The 23,164-nt window shown below is 73.4% G+C and carries 19 protein-coding genes; 10 read left to right on the forward strand and 9 right to left on the reverse strand.

Translation table 11 applies throughout. The annotated features are described in order from the left end of the window. Positions 1-13: 13 nt before the first annotated feature. The 3 genes from AB0F56_RS13890 to AB0F56_RS13900 form a co-directional block, all read right to left on the reverse strand. On the reverse strand, positions 14-526 hold the full coding sequence (locus tag AB0F56_RS13890) for a toxin-antitoxin system, toxin component (RefSeq protein WP_362008191.1): 513 nt from the start codon (positions 524-526) through the stop codon (positions 14-16). A gap of 110 nt (positions 527-636) precedes the next feature. Next, a complete protein-coding gene (locus AB0F56_RS13895; RefSeq protein WP_362008194.1) occupies positions 637-1,380 on the reverse strand; it encodes a hypothetical protein in 744 nt (247 codons plus the stop codon). 56 nt (positions 1,381-1,436) lie between these two features. Continuing rightward, positions 1,437-3,359 (reverse strand): heavy metal translocating P-type ATPase, encoded by a 1,923-nt coding sequence (locus AB0F56_RS13900; RefSeq protein ID WP_362008197.1) that lies wholly within the window; start codon positions 3,357-3,359, stop codon positions 1,437-1,439. A 157-nt stretch (positions 3,360-3,516) separates the two neighbouring features. Here AB0F56_RS13900 and AB0F56_RS13905 point away from each other — a divergent pair, with 157 nt between their 5' ends. Further along, entirely contained in the window at positions 3,517-3,894 is a 378-nt protein-coding gene (locus AB0F56_RS13905) for a metalloregulator ArsR/SmtB family transcription factor (protein ID WP_362008200.1), read from the forward strand. A gap of 25 nt (positions 3,895-3,919) precedes the next feature. Then, on the forward strand, positions 3,920-5,308 hold the full coding sequence (locus AB0F56_RS13910) for an FAD-dependent monooxygenase (RefSeq protein WP_362008202.1): 1,389 nt from the start codon (positions 3,920-3,922) through the stop codon (positions 5,306-5,308). A gap of 45 nt (positions 5,309-5,353) precedes the next feature. Here AB0F56_RS13910 and AB0F56_RS13915 read toward each other — a convergent pair whose 3' ends face one another. Next, the gene (locus AB0F56_RS13915) at positions 5,354-6,694 is read right to left on the reverse strand and encodes a DUF2252 domain-containing protein (protein ID WP_362008204.1); all 1,341 of its coding nucleotides are present in this window, start codon (positions 6,692-6,694) and stop codon (positions 5,354-5,356) included. Positions 6,695-6,897: 203 nt separating this feature from the next. Between AB0F56_RS13915 and AB0F56_RS13920 the strand changes: the two genes are divergently transcribed. Continuing rightward, a complete protein-coding gene (locus AB0F56_RS13920) occupies positions 6,898-7,662 on the forward strand; it encodes a GntR family transcriptional regulator (protein WP_362008207.1) in 765 nt (254 codons plus the stop codon). Positions 7,663-7,794: 132 nt separating this feature from the next. On the opposite strand, the gene AB0F56_RS13925 is transcribed toward AB0F56_RS13920, so the two are convergent. Beyond that, on the reverse strand, positions 7,795-9,327 hold the full coding sequence (locus AB0F56_RS13925) for an amino acid permease (RefSeq protein ID WP_362008209.1): 1,533 nt from the start codon (positions 9,325-9,327) through the stop codon (positions 7,795-7,797). 41 nt (positions 9,328-9,368) lie between these two features. Beyond that, positions 9,369-10,343 carry a hypothetical protein gene (locus AB0F56_RS13930; protein ID WP_362008212.1) on the reverse strand — a complete coding sequence of 325 codons (975 nt, stop codon included), beginning with the start codon at positions 10,341-10,343 and terminating at the stop codon, positions 9,369-9,371. Between the two features lie 347 nt (positions 10,344-10,690). On the opposite strand from AB0F56_RS13930, the gene AB0F56_RS13935 reads away from it, so the two are divergent. From AB0F56_RS13935 to AB0F56_RS13960, 6 genes are all read left to right on the forward strand, one after another. Then, positions 10,691-12,136: an FGGY family carbohydrate kinase gene (locus AB0F56_RS13935; RefSeq protein WP_362008215.1), complete on the forward strand. Its 1,446-nt coding sequence runs from the start codon at positions 10,691-10,693 to the stop codon at positions 12,134-12,136. Further along, positions 12,133-13,599 carry an FAD-dependent oxidoreductase gene (locus AB0F56_RS13940; protein WP_362008217.1) on the forward strand — a complete coding sequence of 489 codons (1,467 nt, stop codon included), beginning with the start codon at positions 12,133-12,135 and terminating at the stop codon, positions 13,597-13,599. The genes AB0F56_RS13935 and AB0F56_RS13940 overlap by 4 nt, the downstream gene beginning before the upstream one ends. Positions 13,600-13,679: 80 nt before the next feature. Further along, positions 13,680-14,918, forward strand: coding sequence for an FAD-dependent oxidoreductase (locus tag AB0F56_RS13945; RefSeq protein ID WP_362008674.1), 1,239 nt, complete (start codon positions 13,680-13,682; stop codon positions 14,916-14,918). A 251-nt stretch (positions 14,919-15,169) separates the two neighbouring features. Continuing rightward, entirely contained in the window at positions 15,170-15,904 is a 735-nt protein-coding gene (locus tag AB0F56_RS13950; protein ID WP_362008219.1) for a D-Ala-D-Ala carboxypeptidase family metallohydrolase, read from the forward strand. Positions 15,905-15,927: 23 nt separating this feature from the next. Beyond that, positions 15,928-16,404: an NUDIX domain-containing protein gene (locus AB0F56_RS13955; RefSeq protein WP_362008222.1), complete on the forward strand. Its 477-nt coding sequence runs from the start codon at positions 15,928-15,930 to the stop codon at positions 16,402-16,404. 62 nt (positions 16,405-16,466) lie between these two features. Continuing rightward, complete coding sequence (locus tag AB0F56_RS13960; protein ID WP_362008225.1) at positions 16,467-16,712, forward strand: hypothetical protein; 246 nt, start codon at positions 16,467-16,469, stop codon at positions 16,710-16,712. 136 nt (positions 16,713-16,848) lie between these two features. On the opposite strand, the gene AB0F56_RS13965 is transcribed toward AB0F56_RS13960, so the two are convergent. Beyond that, on the reverse strand, positions 16,849-18,744 hold the full coding sequence (locus AB0F56_RS13965) for an NAD-binding protein (RefSeq protein WP_362008676.1): 1,896 nt from the start codon (positions 18,742-18,744) through the stop codon (positions 16,849-16,851). Between the two features lie 405 nt (positions 18,745-19,149). On the opposite strand from AB0F56_RS13965, the gene AB0F56_RS13970 reads away from it, so the two are divergent. Next, positions 19,150-20,514, forward strand: a complete 1,365-nt coding sequence (locus tag AB0F56_RS13970) for a serine hydrolase (protein WP_362008227.1) — start codon at positions 19,150-19,152, stop codon at positions 20,512-20,514. Between the two features lie 86 nt (positions 20,515-20,600). Here the strand turns inward: AB0F56_RS13970 and ligA are convergent, their stop codons facing one another. Then, positions 20,601-22,706, reverse strand: coding sequence for an NAD-dependent DNA ligase LigA (gene ligA / locus AB0F56_RS13975; protein WP_362008230.1), 2,106 nt, complete (start codon positions 22,704-22,706; stop codon positions 20,601-20,603). A gap of 59 nt (positions 22,707-22,765) precedes the next feature. Further along, on the reverse strand, positions 22,766-23,122 hold the full coding sequence (locus AB0F56_RS13980; RefSeq protein WP_362008233.1) for a hypothetical protein: 357 nt from the start codon (positions 23,120-23,122) through the stop codon (positions 22,766-22,768). Positions 23,123-23,164: the final 42 nt, after the last annotated feature.

Raw genomic sequence — 23,164 nt, forward strand, 5'->3', positions numbered from 1 at the left:
TTCCGACGAATCCTCAGCCCTTGAGTGACGCCCAGATGCGGCCGGTGACACCCGCGGCTTGTCTCGTGCCCTGCCCGCCCTCCAGGTAGGGCCTGACCTTGCCGGCGAGCATCCGGCCGAACGTCTCGGCGCGGCGCTCCTCCGCGAGGTCCGGCTCCGTACGGGCGGCGACGTGTCTGACGGCGTCGCTCAGGCTCCAACGGTCACCCAGCATGCGCGCCGCGGCCATCATGCCGGCGGCGCCGCCGTGACCGCTGTGTCCTTCCTTGAGGTGCCACAACTCGTGCCCGAGGATGACGATCTGATGCAGTGGTGAGGTGTTCGCCTCCAGGGCGATGAGGTCGTAGTCGCCCATGTCCAACCAGAGTCCGGTCACCGTCTCCGGCGGGAACTCCTCCAGCATCAGGCGGACTTCGCCGCCCCTGAGTTTCGCCGCGCTCGCGCAGATGGCGTTCAGCAGCTCCACCGGTCCTGCCGCGGGCGGCTCCCCCAGGCCCGCGCAGAGCGCGTCACGATGGCGCTTCATCTCACGCGAAACCAGCACCGGTGCCCCCTCGATCGATCCCGACGCACAGCCCCCCGCGCGTCGTTCGTTGTGCATTACCGCTGGTCAGCCACGGTTTCGGTCAGCCGTGGTCAACCGACGCCATTGTGCCCCACCCCTGGTTCAAGGGCTGCGCGGGTCTCCCGTGCGCGCTCCTCGCGGGAGCGCCGGGCGACGGATTCGATCAGCGCGATCAGCGGCTGGGCGGTGTCGTCGGGTACGTCGACGAGGGCCCGAGCCGCGAAGGCGACGACGCCGAGCTCGGGGTCCACTCCGCCCGCGGGCACCCCGCTGCGCAGCCGCTGGAGGTCCTGGTCCTGGCGCTCCACGGTCCGTTCCAACAGGTCCTTGTGGATCTGCTGGAGGACGCGGTCCAGGGCCTCGGCGGGTTCGGCGACCAGGAACTCGATCTTCTCCCCGAAGAACGCGGCGATGCCGGCGGCGTGGTCGAGGTTCGGCACCTTGCCGGTCTTGATCATCTTGTCGAGCCACTGCGCGCTGGTCCCGACGGCGGTGGCGATCTCCGCGAGCGAGTGGGGCCGTCTGATGCCCGAATCGGCCGTCCTCATTCGGGTCGCGCGCAGGAAGAGGATACGTTCGAGCACGCGACGGTGGCGTGCCTCGACCGCGTCCGCGCCGGTCCCTGACCCGGCCGGGTCGAGCGGTTCGCCCCTCAGCAGCTTCTCGACTTCCACCACCGGCACTCCGGAGGCGTACGAGAGCCCACCGTCGCCCTGCACCCGCAGGACGTCACCGCGGTTCAGGCCGATGCGCTCCAGCAGCCCGTCGATCCGCCGCACCGTGCCCACCAGGTCCGGAGCAGGTCCCTCAGCCACACGCACTCCCGGGGTCGTTGAACGAGGCCGCTCAAGGCTAGCAATCGCAGCGGGCGTCATCGCCGGGGCACCCTCCCTCCGAGCCGCTCCTCGCCGGCCGCCTTCCGCCAGGCCGCGTCGCGCAGCAGCCGCAGGCCGTTGAGCCCCACCAGGACCGTCGACCCCTCGTGTCCGGCCACGCCGAGCGGGAGCGGCAGGTGGCCCGCCAGGTCCCAGACGACGAGGGCCCCGATGCAGGTGCCCGCGATCACCAGGTTCTGGACGACGAGACGGCGGGCGCGGCGGGAGAGGGCCACGACGGCGGGGACGGTGGCCAGTTCGTCTCGTACGACGACGGCGTCGGCGGTCTCCAGGGCCAGGTCGGAGCCGGCCCGGCCCATGGCGATGCCGCTGTGGGCGGCGGCCAGGGCGGGGGCGTCGTTGACGCCGTCCCCGACCACGAGGACCCGGGCGCCTGTCCGTTCCCATTCCCGTACGACGGCGACCTTGTCCTCGGGCAGCAGCCCGGACCGTACGTCGGTGATGCCGGTCGCCTCGGCGATCCGGGCTGCCGCGCCCGCGTTGTCGCCGGTCAGGAGGGTGGGCGTGACGCCGGCGAGGCGGGTCAGGGCGGCGACCGCCTCGGGGGCGCCGTCGCGGAGCCGGTCGGCGAGGCCGAGGACCGCGACGCGGGTGCCGTCGACGAGGACCTCGACGGCGGTGTCGGCGTGCTCGCCCGCCGCCCGGCGCACCCGTACCTCCCGCCCCTCGACCGTGGCCCGTACGCCTTCGCCCGGGATCGAGGCGAAGTCGCTCGCCTCGGGCACGCGCAGCCCACGCGCGCGTGCCGCGGCCACCACGGCGCGGGCCAGCGGGTGTTCGCTGGGCAGTTCGGCCGCGGCGGCGAGGGCGAGCGCTTCGTCGTCGCCGTCGAAACCGGTGACGCGCGGCGCGCCCTCGGTCAGGGTGCCGGTCTTGTCGAGCGCGACCCGGTCGACCGCGCCCAGGCGCTCCATGACCACGGCGGACTTGACGAGGACGCCGTGCCGGCCTGCCGTGGCGATGGCCGAGAGCAGCGGCGGCATGGTGGCGAGGACGACCGCGCAGGGCGAGGCCACGATCATGAACGTCATGGCGCGCAGCAGGGTGGGGGTGAGCTCGGCGCCGAGGGCGAGGGGGATCGCGAAGAGCGCGAGGGTGGCGACGACGACGCCGACGGAGTAGCGCTGTTCGATCTTCTCGACGAAGAGCTGGGTGGGTGCCTTGGTGGCGCTCGCCTCCTCGACGAGGGCGACGATCCGGGCGACGACGGAGTCGGCCGCGCCCTTGTCGACCCGTACGCGCAGCGCGCCCGTGCCGTTGAGGGTGGAGGCGAAGACCTCGTCGCCGGGCGCCTTGGGCGCGGGCAGCGGCTCCCCGGTGATGCCGGCCTGGTCGACGTCGCTCGCGCCGTCGAGCACGGTCCCGTCGGCGGGCAGCCGTTCCCCCGGCCGTACGAGGACGGTGTCGCCGATCCGCAGGTCGGCGACGTCCACCGGCTCCTCGGTCCCGGCGGCCGTGAGGCGTACCGCCCGCGCGGGTGCGAGGTCGAGCAGTCCGCGCACGGAGTCGGCGGTGCGGCGGGTGGCGAGGGCTTCCAGGGCGCCGGAGACGGCGAAGATGACGATCAGCAGGCCGCCGTCGAGGTACTGGCCGATCGCGGCGGCGCCGAGGGCGGCGACCACCATGAGCAGGTCGACGTCGAGGGTCTTCTCCCGCAGGGCCGCGAGGCCCTCCCGGCCGGGTTCCCAGCCTCCGGCGGCGTAGCAGACCGCGTAGAGCGGGCCCCAGGCCCAGGCGGGAGCTCCGGCCAGGTCGAGGGGCAGGGCGAGGAGGAAGGCGAGCGCGGACAGCGCTGCCCAGCGGACCTCGGGCAGGGCCCACGCGCGCGTGCGGCGCTGGGAGGACGCGGCCCTGTCGGGGGAAGCGGCGGTCCGCGCGTCGAGCACCGGGGAAGCCATGGGCGGGCACCTCTTCGATCGTCGGGCAGGGCGGGGCGGTGACGGGGTCGGCCGACGGGGCGGCTGACGCGCCCACCATAGCGGAATACATGAAGAGGTCTTCATTCATGAGTTCCACGCCACGCCTCCGTTCCACGGCCGCGACTACGATGAGCCCATGGGACACGGAGCGAACGGCGGGACGACCCCGGCAACCCACCTGGACGCGGAGTCCGCGGCCACCATCGCCGCCACCCTCCAGGCCCTCGCGACGCCCTCGCGGCTGATGATCCTCACCCGGCTGCGGCAGGGGCCCTGCGGAGTGACCGAACTGGCCTCCGCCGTCGACATGGAACAGTCCGCCGTCTCCCACCAGCTGCGCCTGCTGCGCGCGCTGGGCCTGGTGACCGGCGTACGGCAGGGCCGCCGGATCGAATACAGCCTGTACGACAACCACGTCGCCCAACTCCTCGACGAAGCCGTGTACCACATCGAGCACTTGCGGCTCGGCGCACGTGATGTGCCCCGGGAGACGGTGGATACTGGATCGCCGTAGACCACACTTCGTTGAAGGGGCGGGGATGACCGACGAGTTGGGGCACCGCGAGACACGTCATGCGGTGGTCATCGGGGGCAGTCTCGCGGGCCTGCTGGCGGCACGCGTACTCAGCGAACACGCGGAACGGGTGACGGTCGTCGAGCGCGACCGCTTCCCGGCGGGACCCGAAGCACGGCCGGGCGTCCCCCAGTCGCGCCACGTGCACGTACTGCTCGACTCGGGGCAGGAGGCGCTCGACGAGCTGCTCCCCGGCTTCATGGGCGAACTGCGCGACCTCGGCGCCCCGAGGGTGGGAATGCCCTCGGACATGGTGCAGTGGCAGAACGGACGCTGGTTCAGCCGCCTTCCGTCCACCACCCACCTCTACACCGGGCCGCGCGCCCAGCTCGAGTGGCTGGTGCGCCGCCGGGTCCTCGCCGATCCGCGGATCGAGCTCGTCGAGGGCACGGAGACCGTCGGTCTCCTCGGTGACGCCTCGCGCGTGCGGGGCGTGCGGCTGCGTGAGCGCGGCGCGGGCAAGGAGCGCGAGAGCCGCCTCCTGGAGGCGGACCTGGTGGTCGACGCCTCGGGGCGCGGCACGCACGCCCCTGACTGGCTCGCGTCGATCGGCGCGGAGGCGCCGCACGAGGAGACGATCGACACCGGTCTCGGCTACGCGACCCGGATGTACCGCGGGCCGGCCGACCCCGGCATGGACGCCGTGGGCTTCAACATCGTCCCCAACCCCGAGCAGGTGTACGGCGGTGTGGCGCTGCCCGTCGGGGACGGGCTGCACCTGGTCACCTTCTCGGGGCTGCGCAACGATCTGCCGCCCACCGACGAGGAGGGCTTCGAGGCGTTCGCGGCCAAACTCCCGCACCCCGTCCTGAGCGAGTGGATCGCGAAGGCGACACCCGAGTCGCCGGTGCACGGATTCCGGCAGACGGCCAACGTCCGCCGCCGGTACGACCGTCCGGGCCGCAGGCCGGCCGGCTTCCTCGCCGTCGGCGACGCGCTCTGCGCCTTCAACCCCATCTACGGACAGGGCATGGCCGTGGCCGCGATGAGCGCGGTGACCCTGCGACGCGTGCTCGCCGACCCGCGACGGACCCCGACCACGCGGACCGTGCAGAAGGCGCTGCTCGACACCTCCAAGCAGGCCTGGGACATCGCGGCAGGGGCGGACCGCAAGATGCCGGGTGCGACGGGAAACGACCTCGCCGCGCGCGCGGTGGACCGGCCGGTGGGCTGGTACCTGCGTCGGCTCCAGGAGCGGTACGGAGGGGACCCGGTCGTGGGCGCCGCGTTCCGCTCGGTGCTGACCCTGAAGGAGCCGATGACCGCTCTGTTCGCCCCGGCGGTCGCCCGGCAGGTGCTCTTCGGCCCGGTGCCGAAGACCCCGGCCGAGCCGCCGATGCGGCGCGAGGCGTAGTCGGGCGCGAGGGGTGGCGGCGGCGCGGCGGCGCCGGGGCGGGTGTCAGACGCCCGGCGCCGCCGTGATCACGCCCGCGGCGATCGCCGCGCCGAGGGCCGCGTAGTCGTCGGCGTTCTGGTCCGTGTAGCTGATCGCGAAGTCGGCGATGGCGCGGTCGAAGACGTCGGAGGTGCCGAGGTAGGCGGCGATCGCGATGCGGTCGCCGGAGCGGGCGTGGGCGCGGGCCAGGGTGCGGCCGCAGAGGCCCGCGTAGGCGCGGAGCATCGCCGGGGACATGGCCTCCACCTCGGCCGAGCCCTTCATGTCGCGCAACTGGCGCCAGTAGAAGTGGCGTTTCTCCGGTCCTGTCATCCAGCCGAGGAAGATGTCACTGGCGGCCTGGGTCAGGCGCTGACCGCGGACGACCCGCTGCCCCTGGTGCCCGTACACGGTCGGCGGCAGATGCGCCTCGAGGACGGAGCGGCCGGCCTCCTTGATCTGGAGGAACAGCGGGTCGCTGTCGTCGCGGCCCTCCAGGAGGAGGATGAAGCAGCGGGTGCCGACGCTGCCGACGCCGACGACCTTGCGGGCGGCGTCCACGTAGTGGAAGCGGTCCAGGAGGAGCCGGCGCTCCTCGGAGAGCGAGCTGCGGTAGTCGCTGTAGATCTTGCCGAGGGTGACCCGGTCGATGTCGGTGGCCCGTTCGAGGAGCGGGGGGTCGTCGACGATGTGCCGGTTGCCCTTCTCGTCCAGGGCCGTGAGCTTGCCGAAGGCCTGGAGGCTCGTACGGCGGCGGGCCTTGGCGAGACGGTTCTCGAACGTGGCGCGGCGGTTCCGGCGGACCAGCGGGGCCAGGTCGTCGGCGTCGATCCGCTCGTACCAGACGGCGAGTTCACCGAGGCCGGCGAGGCGGCGCATGGATTCGCGGTACGCCTCGCCGACGACGAGGGCGGCCTGGTGGGCCTTGGCCTTGCTGGAGCCGTTCTGGAGCGCGGCGACGGCCACGCTGGCGGCGAGGCGCTTGACGTCCCACTCGAAGGGGCCGGGCAGCGTCTCGTCGAAATCGTTCACATCGAAGAGGAGCGCCCGTTCGGGTGAGGCGTAGACGCCGAAGTTCAGCAGATGGGCGTCGCCGCAGAGCTGGACGAGGAGTCCGGTGTGCCGTTGCGGGGCGAGGTCGGCGGCCATGACGGCGGCCGCGCCGCGCAGGAACGCGAACGGCGAGACGGCCATCCTCCCGTACCGGATCGGCACCAGTTCGGGCACCCGGTCGACGGACTGCCGCTCCAGGACGCGCAAGGGGTCGAGGCGCTGCGAGGACGGTATCCAGCGGCCGTGTGAAGACCGCGGCACCCTCTTGCGGGCCACCTTCCCCGCCTCGGCCCGCTCCGCCGGTGTCGTCATCCGGCCTCACCCGCCTCTTCCGCCGCCACGTCCGGTTGAGACTTCATTACAAGGTCAGACGGCGCTGTCCGCACTCCGAGACGCCCCGGCTTTCGGCCACTCCCTTTCGCCACCCCTTCCTTAATGGTTTAGACCAATGATAGGAATTGATCACCCCTGCGGACCAGACTGTCACGCTGAGCAAAGAGAGGGGTTGCATCACCATGACCGAAGCCGCACCCGCACCGGAACCCGAACACCTGGCGGCGGTCCCGCTCTACCTGAGAGTCGCCGCGGCTCTGCGAGAGGACCTCGCCGGCCGGCACATCGCGCCCGGCAGCCGGCTCCCGTCCGAGCGCTCCCTCGCCCACCGCTACCACGTCAACCGGCAGACCGTCCGCAGCGCGCTCCAACTGCTGCGCGAGGAACGGCTCGTCGTCACCGACCGGCGCGGAACCTTCGCCGCGGGCACCGGACACGAGCCGGGCGAACCCGCCCTGACGGTCCGTCGGCAGCTCTTCCCCGGCGGTACGGAGGCAGCCGACGCCCTCGTACGCACCTCGCTCACCTGGGAGGCACCGCCGGCCGGACTGGTGACACGGCTCGGGGTCGTCCCCGGCGAGCCGACCCTCGTCCACCGCCACGTCGTCCTCTCCCCCGGCGGGACACCAATGCAGCGATCGGTGTCCTGGTTCTCGCGGGCGGCGCTGAGCGAGATCCCGCAGCTCGCCAAGTACCGGCGAACCCGGGGCTCCGTCCTCCACCCGGACATGCGGCTGCTCTACCACTGGATGCACCAGGCCGGACTCCGGCTCACCCGCCGGGAGTCGATCGGGGTGCCGCCGGGCGGCGCGACGGGCGTCGGGGGCGGGGCGCCCCGGCTGGCCGTCCACCGGGTGGTGTGCGACCAGCACGGGCACGCGCTGGAGATCACGGACATCGACTGCGCGGCGCAGGGGGTCTCCTGGACCTACGAATTCAGCGGCTGACGCGGGCGAGATCGGATCCAATATCCAGGATCATGGATCCAATATCCGATGTCTGAGCTCTGGGATCCGATATCTGAGCCCGCGGATCCGATGTCCGAGCCCTCGGATCCGTCATCTGCCCCTGCGGAGCCGTCAGACGATGCCCTCCTCGATCTCCGCCTCCTCACGCGCCGTTCCGTACGCCGACGGCGTGCCGTACGAGCGTCGCGCCACGTACCACCACACGCTGGCAAGGACGAGGACCACGGCCAGCGCGATGACCGCGTAGTTCATCGAGTCGATCGTCACCGGCGACTTCTGGGGCAGGCAGAAGAGCACGGTGACGAGCGCGACCCAGCCCACGGCGATCCAGCCGATCGGGCGACTCCAGCGACCCAGGTTCCACGGCCCCGGGGTGAACCGCTTCCCCGCGCGCAGGCGCAGGTAGATGGGGATCGCGTAGGCGGGCGTGATGCCGATGACGTTGATCGCGGTGACGGCTCCGTAGGCGGTGGCGGAGTAGAGGGACGGGACGGCGAGGAGGGCGGCGACGCCGACGGCGAGCCAGACCGCGGGCACCGGGGTCTGCGTCCGGCTGCTGACCTTCCGCCATATGGCGGAGCCGGGGAGGGCGTTGTCGCGGCTGAAGGCGAAGACCATCCGGCTGGCGGCGGCCACCTCGGCGTTGCCGCAGAAGAGCTGGGCGACGATCACCACGAGCAGCAGCGCGGTGGCGGCGCCTGAGCCGAGCGCGTCGAGGAGGATCTGCGCCGGCGGTACGCCCGTGGCGCTGTTCTGGGTGCCCGCGTAGTCCTGGATCGCGAAGGTCAGTCCGGCGAGCAGGGCGAATCCGGCGATCCACGAGACCCAGATGGCGCGCACGATGCCCTTGGCGGCGCTGACCGACGCGTTGGACGTCTCCTCGGAGAGATGGGCGGAGGCGTCGTAGCCGGAGAACGTGTACTGGGCGAGGAGCAGGCCGACGGCGGCGACGTAGAACGGGTTGGCCCAGCCGGTGTCGTTGACGAACTCGGTGAAGACGAACTCGGCGGACTGGTGGCGGTCGGGGATGAACGCGAGCGCGCCGACGATCACGGCCACGCCCGCGAGGTGCCACCAGACGCTGATCGAGTTGAGCACGCTGACGAGCCGAACGCCGAAGAGGTTGAGGACGGCGTGCAGCAGCAGGATGGCGAGGAAGATCAGGAAGGTCGAGCCGGCGGTGGGCACGATGCCCCACTGGAGGTTGAGGAAGGCTCCGGTGAACAGGGCGGCGCCGTAGTCGATGCCGGCGATCGCGCCGAGCAGGCCGAGCAGGTTGAGCCAGCCGGTGTACCAGCCCCAGCGGCGGCCGCCCAGGCGGTCGGCCATGTAGTAGAGCGCGCCGGAGGTCGGATAGGCGCTGGTGACCTCGGCGAGCGCGAGACCGACGCAGAGCACGAAGAGCCCGACGCCCGCCCAGCCCCACAGCATGACGGCGGGGCCGCCGGTGCCGAGGCCGAATCCGTAGAGCGTCATGCACCCGGAGAGGATCGAGATCACGGAGAAGCTGATGGCGAAGTTGCCGAAGCCGCCCATGCGACGGGCCAGGACGGGCTGGTAGCCGAGCTCTCTCAGCCGGGCCTCGTCGTCCTGGCCGCCCGCGGGGGGCCTCAGTGTCTCGTCGACGGGGGCGGTGCGGGACATGCCGGTACCTCCAGGGTGGGGGGAAGAGGGCGGAGCGGGGGTCAGGGGTCGAGACAGCGGGCGCGGGCGCGCACGAAGAACTCGGTGGCGAGGGCCCGGTCGTCGGGGCGGTCGGTGCGGTACGCCCAGGGCAGCACCGTGTGGTACGGCCCGAGGGCCTCGAAGACACGGGCGGCGTCCGCGAACCGCTGAGCGCCGAAGAGGGCGTGGGCAAGGTGGTTGAGGTCGAGGAGGGAGGCCTCGTCGGTGGCGCAGAAGAGGAACCAGGAGTGCAGGGCCTGGTGGGCGTCACGGACGGCGTCCTCGGCGACCCAGTGCAGGTCGAGGGCGTGCGTGTGGCCGTGCTCCCGTCGGTAGCGCTCCACGCGGACGTACAGCGGCAGGGCGTGCAGAGCGGATCCGGTGGGGGCAGAACCGGCGGCCCACTGAGCGTAGTTGACGGCCTCCGAGAAGGAGCCCGCGCGCCGGAGGTAGAGGAACTGGAGCATGCGGTGGTGCGCCTCGCGGTTCTGCGGGTCGCGCCGCTCGGCCTCGGCGAGGAGACCCCAGGGGCCGGGCGGGAGGAGCGGCGCGGGCGGGGACAACCGGTGCTCCGGCATGCGCTGCCGGTCGTCGAGGGCGGCGAGGGCGAGCAGGCAGATCCAGGGGACGGGGTCGGCGGGCGCGCTTTCGGCGGAGCGGCGGCAGGCGGTCCAGGCCTCCTGCCACAGTTCGCGGGTGCGGGGGTGGCCGCCCCGGTGGGCGCGTACGGCCCGCTCGACGGCCACGCGCGCGTGCAGGACGATGGCGGGAACGCTGTCGGGCTGCTCGGTCCGCCAGGCCTGGACGACGTCGCCGCCGGCGCCGACGGTGGCGAGCACCTGGGTGCGCCGCGTCCAGTCGGCCCAGCCGGGTGTCTCGTCGAGTAATCGGGCTGTCGACACCCAGCGGCCGGTCCGCAGGTCCTGGACCGCGTGCCGCAGGGCGTGGTCGTGGCCCGCCGGATGGTAGACGGGCCGGAAGTCGTGCCCTGCCATCACGGAACGGGACGTGCGGTGGGTGACATGGCTCCTCGGTCGGTGGGGGCGGGCCCGTCGGGTGTTCCAATGGGGTCCCCGTCGGTGTCCCGGCGGGCGTAGCGGCCGGTGATCGGCGATGACCGGCGGTGATCGGCGATCACTATAGGCTTCACCGGATGATCGCGATCACCTTTCGAATCTGACCGTAACTATCCGGCCACAGAACGAATATGACCATGCATCACACACGTGGCGGCGAGCCGACAGACGGGCTCCGACCCGCTTGACGGGACGCGGCGCGTGCACCAGTCTTGCCGGTTCCGCGATCAAGGCCCGCTACCCCTTCGAGGGCAGGAGGACGAGTGATGACGGGTCCGGTGCTCGCCGTCGACCAGGGAACGTCGGGGACCAAGGCGCTCGTCGTCTGCCCCGAGCGGGGCGTCATCGGGACCGGCTCCGCGCCCGTACGGCCCCGCTACCTGCCCGGTGGCCTGGTCGAGGTCGATCCGGCGCAGCTGTACGACTCCGTCGTCACCGCCGGCCGTGCCGCGCTGGCCGAGGCGGACACCCCGGTCGCGGCCGTGGGCCTGGCCAACCAGGGCGAGACCGTTCTCGCCTGGGATCCCGCGACGGGCGAACCGCTCACCGACGCGCTCGTCTGGCAGGACCGCAGGGCCGACGAGCTCTGCACCGAACTGGCTTACCACGCCGCTGAGTTGAGGCAGTGGACGGGACTTCCGCTCGATCCCTATTTCGCCGCTCCCAAGATGGCCTGGATCCGCCGTCGGCTCACCGGGGCGGGTGTGGTCACCACGAGCGACGCCTGGCTGGTGCACCGGCTGACGGGCGCGTTCGTCACCGACGCCGCGACGGCGGGCCGGACCGGGCTCCTCGACCTGGACTCCGTCTCCTGGTCCGCGCCCGCCCTCGACGTGTACGGACTGGGCGCCGAACGGCTGCCCCACGTGGTCGACGCGGACGCGCACGTCGGCACGACGACGGCGTTCGGCCGGCCGATCCCGCTGACCGGGCTGCTCGTGGACCAGCAGGCGGCCCTCCTCGCCCAGAGCGTCACCGACCCGGGCACGGCCAAGTGCACTTATGGCACAGGAGCGTTCCTGCTCGCCCAGACGGGTTCCGCGCCGCGGCGCGGCGACTCGGGCCTGGTGAGCTGTGTGGCCTGGCGGCTCCGGGGCCGTACGAGCTACTGCCTGGACGGACAGGTGTACACGGCCGCCTCCGCCGTGCGGTGGCTGACCGACCTCGGCGTGCTGTCCGGCGCCGGGGAGCTCGACGCGGTGGGCGGGACGGTGTCCGACAGCGGCGGAGTCACCTTCGTCCCGGCCCTGGCGGGCCTCGCCGCGCCCTGGTGGCGGGGCGACGTCCGCGGCTCCCTGCACGGGCTCGGCCTGGACACGACCGCCGGGCACCTGGTCAGGGCTCTCTGCGAGGGGATCGCCGCGCAGGTGGTGGAGCTGGCCGGCGCGGCGGCGGCCGATCTCGGCCGACCGCTCACCTCCTTGCGCGTGGACGGCGGCCTCACCCGCTCCGCGCTCCTGATGCAGACGCAGGCGGATCTCCTCCAACTCCCCGTCGAGGTGTCGGCGTTGCCCGACGCCACCGCGCTCGGGGTCGGCGCGGTGGCGCGGCTCGGGCTCGACCCGGGGCTCGCCGTCCACGAGGCCGTACCGGAGTGGAAGCCGTCGGCCGTCTACGAGCCCGCCGTGACCGCGGCGGAGGCCGCCGAGCGCATGGGCCGGTTCCGTACCGCCGTAGCGGGGCTGCTCGACGGGGCCGAGGGGCGGCCATGACCTCGCACGGCCCGGCGTCGGACCGGCGGCTCGGGGCGGTGACCCACGCGGGCACGCTCCCGGACACCTCGGCGCCGGGCGCCGAGTACGACGTCGTGGTGGTCGGCGCCGGAGTGGTCGGCTGCGCGGTCGCGCGCGAGCTGGCCCGCCGGCCGTTGCGGGTCGCGCTGGTCGAGGCGTCCGGCGACGTCGGCGAGGGCACGTCCAAGGCCAACACGGCGATTCTGCACACGGGTTTCGACGCCGTGCCCGGTTCGCTGGAAGCGCGTCTGGTACGGGAGGGGCAGCGCCTGCTCCTCGACTACGCGCGGGAGACGGGCATTCCCGTCGAGCCGCTCGGAGCGCTCCTCGTCGCCTGGGACGAGGAGCAACTGGCCGCCCTCCCCCGCCTCGCGGACAAGGCCGCGCGCAACGGCCATCGCACGACCCGCGTCCTGGGCACGGACGAACTCCGGTCGCGGGAACCCCACTTGGGGCCCGGATCCCTGGGGGCGCTCGAAGTCCCGGGCGAGTCGATCATCTGCCCGTGGACGACCACCCTCGCGTACGCCACCCAGGCCGTGCGCTCCGGGGTCGACCTGCACTTCAACTGCCGGGTGGAGAAGGCCGATCCGGGGACTCCGCACCGACTGATCACACCCCGGGGAGTGCTGCGGGCCCGGTACGTCGTCAATGCCTGCGGGCTCTACGCGGACCGGTTCGACGCCCTGTTCGGGCGACGGGACTTCACGGTGACCCCGAGACGCGGGCAGTTGATCGTCTTCGACTCCTTCGCCCGCACGCTCGTCCGCCACATCCTCCTGCCCGTACCGGGCGCTCTGGGAAAGGGAGTTCTGGTCGCGCCGACGGTGTACGGGAAGGTGCTGCTCGGCCCCACGGCGGAGAACCTCGACGACCGGACGGCCACCGGAACGACCGCCGAGGGCCTGGCGTCCCTGCGCGCCCAGGGGCGCCGCGTGCTGCCCGCGCTCCTCGACGAGGAGGTGACCGCGGTCTACGCGGGGCTCCGGGCCGCCACCGAGGACGAGGACTACCGGTGCGCCGCCCACCCCGGGCTGCGGTACGTCACGGCGGGCGGCATCCGGTCGACCGGACTGACGGCCTCCCTGGCGATCGCCGCCCACATGGTGGAGCTGCTCGCGGAGTGCGGCCTCGCTCTCGGGCCGGAGCGGCCGCTCGCCCCGGTCCGGATGCCGAACCTCGGCGAGGCCTTCCCGCGCTCGTACCGGGATGCCGAACTCATCGCCCGTGAGCCGGAGTTCGGTTCGATCGTGTGCCACTGCGAGCGAGTGACCCGGGGCGAGATCCGGGCGGCCCTCGCTTCCACGGTTCCGCCCGCCTCGCTGGACGGTCTGCGGCGCCGGACGCGGGCCCGGGGCGGCCGGTGCCAGGGATTCGCGTGCGGTGCGGCGGTCCGGGCGCTGTTCGAGGAGGGGGTGGGACGGCCGTGGCGGGAGCGGTGAGCGGTTCCGGGGACGTACGCGCAGACGCGGGCCTGGAGGCCGACCTGGACCAGGACCCGACCGGGCCCGCCTCCGGACCCGTGCACCGGTTCGTCGACGTCCTCGTCGTCGGTGCGGGGCCCGCCGGGCTCGCCTCGGCGGAGCGGCTCGCCGCGGCCGGCGCGGGCCGGTACCGGATCGAGGTCCTGGAGCGCGAGCGGAAGGCCGGCGGAGTGCCGCGCCACTGCGCGCACGGCGGTTTCGGCCTCGCCGACCTCGGGCGCCCGCTGGACGGGCCGGGGTACGCGCACCGCCTCGCACGCGCGGCGGACCGCGCCGGTGCCACGGTCCGTACGGGTGTGTCGGTGACCGGCTGGTCCGGGCCGCTCACCCTGGACGTCACGGCCCCGACCGGCCTGGAACGGATCACGGCGCGTGCGGTGGTCCTGGCGACGGGCGCGCGCGAACGGCCGCGCAGCGCACGGCTCGTACCGGGGACACGGCCGACCGGAGTGCTGACGACCGGCGAACTCCAGCAGTCCGTGCACCTGTACGGGGTACGGCGGGAGCGGCTCGGCCGGCGTGCCGTCGTGATCGGCGCCGAACCGGTCGCCCACCACGCGGTGCGGGCGCTCCGCCGGGCCCAGGTCGACGTGGTGGCGATGGTCACGGAACAGCCCCGATCACCACGCCGGTTCACCACGCTCCCGCCGCCACCGCTGCTGACCGGCACCACGGTCACGGAGCTGCTCGGCCGCGGCCGGCTCACGGGCGTCCGGGTGCGCCGCGCCGACGGTCGGGAGGGCGTGATCGGCTGCGACACGGTCGTGTTCACCGGGGACTGGATCCCGGAGCACGAACTGGCCCGCGCCGGAGGGGTGCCTCTGGACGCGGGTACGCGCGGCCCCGCGGTCGACGCCGCCCATCGCACCGCGACGGCGGGCGTCTACGCGGCGGGGAACGTCCTTCGCGGGGTCGAGTCGGCGGGGGCCGCGGCGGCCGAGGGGCGGGCCGCGGCCGATGCCGTGCTGCGGTATCTGGCCGGAGAGCCCTGGCCGGTGACGTCGGTTTCGGTGAGGGTGGACGGGCCGGTGCGGTGGGTGGCGCCGAACCGGATCCCCCTTCCGCCGGCCGACGGGTCCGCGGCTCGCCCGGTCCTGTTGCGGGTCGCCGAGCCCTTGTCGTGGCCGGTCGTGGAGGTCGGCCAGGACGGCCGGGTCCTCCATCGCGTCCGGCTCCTCGGGACGGCCTGGCCGCATCGCTCGGTGCACCTGGCCTCCGGCTGGGCGCGCGAGGTCGATCCGGCGGGCGGACCTGTGACGGTGCGGGTCACGGTCTGAGCCGGGCCGGCAACCGTGCGGGACAAGGGGTCTGAGCCTCGCAGGTGACCGTGCGGGACAAGGGGTCTGAGCCTCGCAGGTGACCGCGCGCGACAAGGGTCTGCCCTCCACGGTCCGACCTGCCAGTGGCCTGGGCCACTGGCAGATGCCCGGAACCGTTGACCGGCCCGTCACCTCCCCCCATCCTCGTGGTCATGTTCATGACGGATGCTGCGGGTGGAGATCCCGCCCAGTTCCGACACGGAGGTGTCATGGTCCGGCGCATGGTCAGATCCCTGTTCGCCACACTCCTGATGGCGGCCGCCGCCCTCACGGGAACGGTCGCCACGGCCGGCACGGCGCACGCAGACGAGTGCTACACCTGGAGCCGTACCCTCTCCTCGGGCATGTCCGGCGCGGACGTGACCCAGCTGCAGATCCGGGTGGCCGGATACCCGGGCTACGGCGGAGTCCTCGCGGTCGACGGCGCGTACGGCCCGGCCACCCAGGCCGCGGTGACCCGCTTCCAGCAGGCGTACGGTCTCGGCGCGGACGGCGTCGCCGGTCCCGCGACCTTCGCGAAGCTGTACGCCCTCCAGGACGCGGACTGCACGCCCATCCACTTCACCTACGCCGAGCTCAACAAGTGCAACGGCGACTTCTCCGGCGGCGCGGTCAGCGCGGCCACCGCCAGGTCCAACGCCCTGCGCGCGATGTGGAAGCTGGAGGCACTGCGCCACGCGCTGGGCGACGTTCCGATCTCGGTGAGCAGCGGCTTCCGCTCGCACGCCTGCAACGCGGCCGTGGGCGGTGCCTCCGACAGCCGCCATCTGTACGGCGACGGCATCGACCTGACGGGATCTCCGTCGCTGTGCACGCTGGCGAAGCAGGCACGCAACCACGGCTTCAACGGAATCCTCGGCCCCGGCTACCCGGGCCACGGCGACCACGCGCACGTGGACACCCGCGCCTCGCGCTTCTGGTCGGCGAGCAGCTGCGGGATCTGATCCGCTCGGCGACACTGGGCGGTATGCCGGACAAGCGCAGCGCTGGGCTCCTTCTCTTCCGCAGAGCGGCGGACAGCGGTTTCGAGGTACTCATCGGCCATATGGGCGGGCCGTTCTGGGCGTCGAAGGACGTCTCCGCCTGGTCGATCCCGAAGGGCGAATACGGCCCCGAGGAGACGCCCGAGGCCGCCGCCCACCGCGAGTTCGAGGAGGAGCTCGGCCTGCCGGCGCCCGACGGCGAGCGGATCGCGCTCGGCGAGGCCCGGCAGACGAGCGGAAAGACCGTCACGATCTGGGCGGTCGAGGCGGATCTCGACCCGACCCTGGTCGTGCCGGGCACGTTCACCATGGAGTGGCCGCGCGGTTCGGGGGTTCTGCGGGAGTTCCCGGAGATCGACCGGGTCGGCTGGTTCGCCCCGGAAGCGGCCGCTCCGCTGCTCGTTCCGGGCCAGCGGGTCTTTCTCGAACGGCTCGCGGAGTGGCTCGACGGGCGGGGCTGAGCCCGATTGTCAGACCCGTACGAGAGGGTGGAGGTCGCCAACCTGTCGAGAGGGAGCCCGACATGACCACGATCACCGTCCGTGAGCGCGCCGCAGCCCAGGCGTACCTCCGTCTGCTGGAGTCCACGCAGGCCGTGCTGACCGATCCGCACCTCGTTCCCTACGCGGCGGCGATGCTCACCCACCCCATGGCCGAGGCCGACGAGGCGCTGCGCGCGGCGGGCCTCTCAGGGAACGAGGCGAGACTGCTGCACCTCGTATCGGCCCTGCGCGCCTCCCCCACCGCCGACCTCGGCCGGACGGGTTGAGCGGCGGAGGCCGAACTGGGTCCTGATCGTCTGCGACGGCCGGGGGTCGGGCCTGCCCCTGGCCGTCGCCGTCAGCGCCGGCAACGTACGTGCGCTCCGAGAGGATCTCCCCCGAGCGTTGACGCGCCGTACACCGTCAGCTCGTCCTGTGGCGGGTCGAGTCGGGGTGCTCCTGGCGCGGAGGACGGGGGTGGCGGCCGAGGAGTTCGGCCAGGCCTCGGCGGGTGGCGGCGACGAGGACGCGGTCGCCCGCGCCGAGGACGCGGTCCGGCTCCAGCTGCCAGACGAGGCCCGCCGAGTGTCGGACGAGGGGCGTCGAACCGGTGGCGCGGGCGATGATCCGCCAGGCCCCCGGGCGGAAGGCCTCGGCGACCGTACGGCCCTCCAGGAACGGGTTGCCGCCCGCCTCCACGGCCGCGAAGAGCAGCACCCGGCGCTCCACCGGGATGGCGCCCAGGATCTGGCGGCCCATCATGGCCCCCGCGAAGGAGGGGGCCGCCAGGTGCGAGACGCTGCGGCTGCGGGTCAGGGCCGCCGGGTGGGCGGCGCGCAGGGTGCGGTAGACGGCGGTCGCGAAGTCGTCGTCGTACAGCCGCAGCACGACCCGGAGCTCGGGCTTCACGGAGCGGGCGGAGAGCGCGGCCTCCAGGTTGGTGATGTCGATGCTGGTCAGCGCGAGCAGGGCGTGCGCACGGTGGATCCGGGCAGCCTCCAGGACGCCTTCCTCCGTGACGTCGCCGATGACCGTGGGCACACGCAGTCGGCGGGCGAGTGCGATGCCGCGCGCCTCCGGGTCGGACTCGACGCAGACCACGGGGATGTCGAGGCGTATCAGCCGGGCGAGGACGCGGGTGCCGACCTTGCCGAGGCCGAGCAACACCACGTGCCCGGAGAGCCCGCGCGGCGGACGGCGCAGCGAGGTCGCGCTGCGGAAGGTGCCGAGTGCCTCCAGGATGCCCGCGATGAGCACCGGCATGAGGAGGAGCCCGACGAAACCGGCGAGGATCTGCAGCACCTGACGGCCGGTCGTCTCCTCGACGGCCGGGTCGCCGATGGCGAAGATGTCGAGGAGCGTGAGGTACGCGGCGTGCAGGGGGTGGTCGCCGGTGGTGAGCCAGGTCGCGAGGGCGATCGCCCCGACGGCGGCGGTGACCCCGGCGAGCGACCAGCGCAGCCGGCGCGAGAACAACGAGCCCATGGGCAGCGCGGCGCCGAACCGCTTGTTGGAGAGGGTCGGGCCCGCGTAGGTGATCGTTTCGAGGGCGACCGTGCCCCGTCCCGGTGCGGCGGCGACGGCCCGGTCGTCGGGCAGCAGCAGCGGGCCCTGGGCGCCGCTGTCTTCGGCGCCCTCGACGCCGGCCGGGTCGTTGGTGGTCGCCGAGAGCAGCGCGAGCGTGCAGAGCCCCGGATCCGCGAGCTCGCCCCGGGCGGGCGGGGTCCGCTCGACGGCGTGCAGCAGCAGTCCGCCGGCCTGTACGACCTTGCTCGTCCCGGCGACGGCGGTGGCCGCGAGCGCGGGCGCCGCGGTGTCCGCGTCGGAGAGCACCGTCGTCGCCGCGTCGAGCTCTTTGGGGTCGAGGCCGGGCTCGGCGACGGTGGCGGCCTGGTCCAGGAGCGTCTCCAGGTGCTGGCCGAGCTTGCGGTTGTAGAGCCGGATGACCAGCCGCAGTCGCGGGTTGAGCCGCCGCGCGGCGAGCGCGGCCCGGATGTTGGTCTCGTCGTCGTCGTGGACGAGGGCGAGCGCGGCGGCCCGCTCCACTCCCGCGTCGATCAGCACCGCGTCGTCGACCTCGGCCGTCTCGACCATCCGGATCGACCGGCCCTCGGGCACTCCGCGCTGGTCCCCCGCCGGCGTACGCGTCATGGCGGCGGTCACCCGGCCGAAGAGCGACGCGGCGCGCCCCGGGCGGCCTGACGGCGCCTGCGGCTCGTCGCCGCGCGCGGGTACGAGGAGGGTGATCCGCTCCCCGTACACGTCGTGGAGCTCGTGGGCGAGCCGGTGCGCGAGCACGTCGTCACCGCACACGATCATGTGACCGGCCGGGGCGGGCTGCGGCAGCCGGTCGGGGCGCGGCGCGGGCGCGCCGAGGGGCGTGCCCTGCGGGTCGGCGGCGGGCGCCCGCCGCGCGGGCTCCGGCGGAACGGGCATGCTCTGGTACGGAAGTGAGGACACGTCACCAGCATGCCGTGCGCCACCGACACTCCGGCCACCGCCCATGGCCCCGGGTTCCGGAGCCTTCCCGTCCGCACCACCACCCGGGCCGTCGCGCGCGGCCTCACGGACCGTCACGCGCCACCCGACGAGGCCCCGCCGACGTCCCGACGACGCCACGCCGACGCCACGCAGAGGCCCGGAAACCGCCCGTACGCCACTCGTAATACGCCGGTCGGCGCACTCCGATCTGCGAGCGACGGTCCCGCTTTCTACGGTGGCTGAATGATCGTCATGTCAGCTGTCCACCACGCTGCCGCCGGTGCCGCGGCGCTGCTGCTCGTGCTGCCCGCACCGACAGCCGCGGCCTCCACCGTCACCGAACCCACGCCTCCTGCCGAACGCTTCGTCGATCCCGCCCGGCTCCACCGCTCCGGGACCCAGGTCCAGCCGCTGCCCGGCGGGCCGGAGGCGCCGTCCTCCGTCTCCGCGCTCTCCTGGCTGGTGGCGGACGCCTCCACGGGGGAGGTCCTGGCCGCCCGCAACGCGCATCGGCGGCTGCCGCCCGCCAGCACGCTCAAGACCCTGTTCGCCGTGACCGCGCTCCCCCGCATCGATCAGAGGGAACAGCACACGGTCGCCGAATCGGAACTGGCGGGGATCGGCAGCGGCAGCAGCATGGTCGGGGTCCAGGCCGGGCTCACGTACAAGGTCTCGGACCTGTGGAACGGAGTCTTCCTCAATTCGGGGAACGACGCGGTGCGGGTGCTCGCGGCGATGAACGGCGGCTGGGAGTCCATGACCCGTCAGATGCAGGAGAAGGCCCGCGCGCTGGGGGCGCGTGACACCCGGGTGGTCTCCCCTGACGGGTACGACGCGCCGGGGCAGGTGTCCTCCGCCTACGACCTGGCGCTCTTCGGCCGGGCCGGGCTGCAGGACCGGGACTTCGTCCGGTACTGCTCCACGTCGTACGCGGAGTTCCCCGCGGGCGGCTGGTCGTACGGCATCCGCAACACCAACCGGCTGCTGACCGGCGAGGACGGCGTGAGCCGCTATCCCGGGCTCATCGGCGTGAAGAACGGCTACACCAGCAACGCGGGGAACACCCTGATCGCGGCCGCCCGGCAGGGCTCGCGGACGCTGGTCGTGTCGGTGATGAACCCGCAGTGGGGCGGCGGGCTCGCGGTGTACGAGGAGGCGCGGACGCTGCTCGACTGGGGCTTCGACGCGGCGGGACGGGTCCAGCCGGTCGGCTCCCTGGTTCCGTCGGCCGTACGGGACCGGTCGAAGGACCGTCAGGTGAAGAAGGCCACAGGGAAGCCGGCGAAGGAGGCCGTACCGCAGGCGGGCCCGAAGGCAGGTCCCAAGGCCTCCGCCGAGGCAGGTCCGAAGGCAAGCCCCAAGGCCGCCCCCGAGGCAGGCCCCAAGGCCGGTCCGCAGGCGCCAACCGAACGGCGGACCGGCGCGGTGACGGTCTCCGAGGACGTGGCCGCGCTCGCCGGACCCGCGAAGGCCGTACGCCACGAGGACGTTCCCTCGGGCCCCTGGGCCGGACTTCCGCTCGCCCTGGTGGGGGCGTCGCTCGGCGCCGCGCTCTCGCTCTGGGTCTGGCGCCGCCGGTCGGCCGGGCGGGGCGACGGGGGCATGTGACCGCCGGTCGCGCGGCGCCACGAGAGACCGGGGCCTCACGCCACGGGCCCCGGTGCACGCCGCACGACCGGCTCCCCGCCCTCCTGTCAGGCGGGCAGGAAGTCCCCGAGCAGCTCGGCGAACTCCTCGGGACCGACCAGACGGATGCCCAGCTCCTCCGCCTTGGCCCGCTTGGACCCGGCCTTCTCGCCGGCGACGACGAGCCCCGTGCGCTTGGACACGCTGGAGGAGGACTTCCCCCCGGCCCGCTCGATCAGTTCGTTCATCTGATTGCGGCTCAGGGCCTCCAGCGGCCCGGTCATGGCTCCGGTGACGACCACCGCCAGACCCGCGAGAGGCCCGGCCGCCACGTCCGCGCCCGCGTCCGTGGCGCCGGTCCCCGGCGGCGGGGGCGGGGTGGCGCCGGGCTCGGTCATGTTCACCCCGGCGGCGACGAGCTTGTCGACGACCGGGCCGAGCTCGGCCAGCTCGGCCACGATGACCGGCGCCTTCTCCGCCCCGATGCCCTCGACGCTCCGCATCGCCTCCTCGTCGGCCGCGCGGACGGCGTCCATGGTGGCGAAGTGGCGGGCTATCCGGCGGGACATGGAGCGGCCCGTGCCCCGGATGCCGAGCGCGCACAGGACGCGGGAGAGCGGTCGGGTGCGGGCGGTGGCGAGCGCGGCGAGCAGGTTGTCCGCGCTGGTCTCGCCCATCCGCTCCAGGCCCAGGAGCTGCTCGCGGGTGAGCGTGAAGAGCTCGGCCACGTCGGCGACGAGTCCGGCGTCGACGAGCTGGACGATCCGGGAGACGCCGAGCCCCTCGATGTCGAGCTGGTCTCGGCCGACGGCGTACGAGAGGGAGGCCACGAGGTGGCAGTTCCGGCCCTGTGCGCACCGCCAGCGCTGCTCGCTGCGGTCGATCTCCGAACCGCACTGCGGGCACGTCTGCGGGAACTCGATCGGCTGCTCCTCCCCGGTCCGCAGGTGGGCGACCGGCGCCTCGACGCGGGGGATGATGTCGCCCGCCTTGTGGACCATCACTTGGTCGCCGAGGCGCAGATCGCGGCGGGTGATGTCCGAGGGGTTGTGCAGCGTGGCGTACGTGACGGTGCTGCCGTCGATGTCGACCGGCTCCAGGACGGCGCGGGGCGCGATGATGCCCGTGCGGCCGACGTTCCACTCGACGGCGAGGAGCCGCGTGACCTTCTCGACGGCCGGGAGCTTGTACGCGATCGCCCAGCGCGGCGCGCGGGAGCCCTCGCCGGCCTCGCGGCGGTCGGCGGCGAGGTCGGCCTTGATGACGATCCCGTCGATCCCGAACGGAAGCTCCGCCCGGAGCGCCGCTATCTCCTCCACTCTGACCAGGACCTCGGCCGCGCCGGTCACCATCCGGCCGGGAACGGCGGTGGCGGCCGAGGTGTGCAGCCCGAGGGCGACCGCCCGCGCGAGCAGCTCGCTGTGGGCCGCCTCGCCGAGACCGGCACCACCGACCCCCGTCCCTGCATCGCTCTCCGGTGCGCCCAGCGGCAGCATGTCGTAGGCGAAGAAGGTCATCTCGACCCGGTAGGGCCGGTCCTTGGCGCGCAGGGTGCCCGCCGCCGCGTTGCGGGGGTTGGCGAACGGCTCGCCGCCGTGGGCCACCCGGACCGGGTTGGCGGCCTCGAACTGCTCGGTGGTCATGAGCACTTCGCCGCGGACCTCGACCGTGACGGGCTCGGCGAGCCGCTCCGGCAGACCGACGATCGTCCCGATGGCGTGCGACACGTCCTCCCCGGCCGTGCCGTCCCCCCGGGTGATGAGGCGGGCGAGCCGCCCCTCTTCGTAGCGTGCCGCGATCGCGAGTCCGTCGAGCTTGGGTTCGACGCTCCACCGCTCCACGGTCCGGCCGATCCGCCGCTCCAGGGAGGCGGCCCAGGCGGTGAACTGCTCGGCGGAGAACACGTTGTCGAGCGAGAGCATCGGCCGCGTGTGCGGTACGTCCCCGGTCGCCGCGCCCCCGGCGACCTTGCCGGTCGGGGAGTCGGCGCGCGCCTCGTCGGGGTGGTCGGCCTCCCAGGCCGCTATCGCCCGGGCGAGGTGGTCGTAGGCGTCGTCGTCCAGCGGGGACGTACCGCCCGCGTAGTAGGCCGCGGCCGCGTGCTTGGCATCCTCGACCGCCCGCGCGTACGCGGCGGCATCGGCGAGAACCGGAGTCGTCGTCATGGTCTCCATCGTGCCGGGCACCACTGACAACGGGCCCGGGCGACGCCGTGCCGCACGTCTCCTCGGCCTCAGGTCGGCCAGGACCTCGGCTTCAGGTGGCGGGACCAGCGGATGACCAGCTTCATCAAGCAGGTCAGGGTCAGCACCCACATGACCGCGAAGGCCCAGATCAGAGCGGGTTCACCCGACATGACCGCCAGGACGAGCAGCCCGAGGGTCAGGACGCCGAGGAGCACGACGGCCACCGCCAGCGCGTGGCGGCGGACCGGGCTCCGGCCCCGCTCCGGCCACACGTCGTCCCGCGACCCGCCACCCGGCGACACGCCATCCCGCGACCCGTCCTCCGGCGACGTGTCCGCACGGAGATCCCGCTCCATCTCGGCCAGGATGCGCCGCTCACGCTGCGAGAGCCGTGCTTCGTCCATCACCGGACACCTCCACCCGCACGCCAATCCCCTTCCGCCCCG

Source organism: Streptomyces sp. NPDC026092, assembly GCF_040638605.1.
Taxonomy (GTDB): Bacteria; Actinomycetota; Actinomycetes; order Streptomycetales; family Streptomycetaceae; genus Streptomyces.